Below are 1,891 nucleotides of genomic sequence, written 5' to 3'. Positions count from 1 at the left end.
TATACTTTGTTTGGAGATTCATACTTTTTTAAATCGCTAGTATTCTCTTTAATCTTTCTAAATTTTTCTAATAAATTATCATCTGTCAAATATTTTTCTATTGTTTCCAGTCTTGATTTAGGAATTTCAAATTTCATATCACTTAATCCTTTCAGGAAGATAACTGAATCCTAGTGAATTTGCTTTTCTTTGAGCTTTTCCACCACCAGATTTCCGAGGAACCATACCTTTAGTTTTTGATCTAGAACTTCCAAAGGTTGTTATAACTTTATCTTCTTTATTTAAGATAACAGTTGCTTGTTTCCCTTGATACTTAGTACGTCCATTTGATTGTGTAACTACTTTTTTAGGATTTTTTACAGCATCTAGAATAGATTTTACGGCTACCCCCTTCCCTCCATCGCGGCCAACTGCTTGATGAATTCCGTGTTTTGTATAGCCTGTAATTTTAGATAGCTTTTTAATTTTATTAATAGGTGACAAAGGATTAACAAGATCTTTACCTGTTTGAATCGCTGCACCTTTAACAACAGACCACGAAAGCTTACCTTCCGTAGCCATTCCAATGGCAACATTTAATACAAAATCACCAAAAGGCTTTAAAAAATATGCTTTTCCATCAGGATCAACTAGATTTACAGGGTTATTTGCTGTATACGTATAGAGTTTGAGATTGTGTGGATTGTATACACCCTTATTGACCTTGCCATACATATATGTTGCCAAGATCGGATCTGGAGATTGCCACACAGAGGTGCGAGGGTGCCCTGAGCTTGCGAGGAAATGCCCTTGGGGTGCATAATACCTCGCGCCATGAAAAGAAAAAGAACACGCTGAAACTCAGCAGTATAGTTGGTCACCTATCGGTGATTTAATGTTACCAAATCTTTAACCTATGTATACACTCCGTAATGCAATTACGGAGCGAGAGAGAGCTTCCCAGATGGTCAGGGTGGTAGAAGTACTGCTCTTTTTCGTTTTAGAGTTATCTTCTATTCTTACGGGACTTGATAGTCAAACTTTTCTCTATATGGTGCAAATTTATCCCACTTAGCTTTGCCTTCATCCGACCAATCCCCTTTATACCATTCAACCTCTTCGCTGGTTATCTCATATACTTCTTCAGGATATAAGGACGCAGGGCTAATAAAATCACTAGTATATGGCAAAAAGTCAAACCTTCCCTCTTTTTTTAATAGTATATGCTCACAATAATTATCTACCGCCTCTATGTAATTTGACAATATTCGTATGTTTTCTATATCACCATCTTTAATATGATAAATTACTTTATCATCTATATCAATTTTTACAAATAATACATCCCCTTCTTTTTCTCTCTTGTTTTTTCTTGTATCAAGAAAAATAGAAAGATTTGTGCCCCATAGAGGATTTGAATCTGTCAACATTAAAGCACTAGTATGCATTTTACCTGGAAAGTGACTTTCGAACAATAGCTTAGTTTTTTTATTGAATCTGTTTATTGATCGAAGATAGTCTTCCATAGATTGCATAAATTGACGTTTTACAGGAAATTGAGACTCTCTTCCTGAACTTATAATATTGCCATCTACTAGTGGTTGGATACCTTCAAAATGATAATAATAGGCCAAATAAATTTCTTTAGGAAGCGCTTTCAAGTACTCCTTATATGCTGACCGATAATCTTGATCATAAGGGTTCATTCCCTGAGGTGAAATATCAAAAACTAAAAAGTTTTCAAATACCTCTTGCACTAAATAAAAACTATTACTGACACTTTTTAAAAGTGCTTCTTTTTCATAAACAAAAGGTTCAGAGCCCTCAAATAATAATTTTGTTGTTCGTGGCTGGTATATTTTTGTATAGGAATATAACCATTCTTTTCCATTCTCTAATATATTTATAGAAG

The 1,891-nt window shown here is 34.3% G+C and carries 1 pseudogene; it reads right to left on the bottom strand.

What is annotated here, in order from left to right:
• Positions 1-249 precede the first annotated feature (249 nt).
• A pseudogene (locus ENO17_01570) lies at positions 250-447 on the bottom strand (RHS repeat-associated core domain-containing protein).
• Positions 448-1,891 lie beyond the last annotated feature (1,444 nt).

This window comes from Candidatus Atribacteria bacterium (assembly GCA_011056645.1).
Taxonomy (GTDB): domain Bacteria; phylum Atribacterota; class Phoenicimicrobiia; order Phoenicimicrobiales; family Phoenicimicrobiaceae; genus Sediminicultor; species Sediminicultor quartus.
The sequence above is the reverse complement of the archived record's forward strand: the minus strand, read 5'-3'. Positions and strand labels throughout refer to the sequence as shown.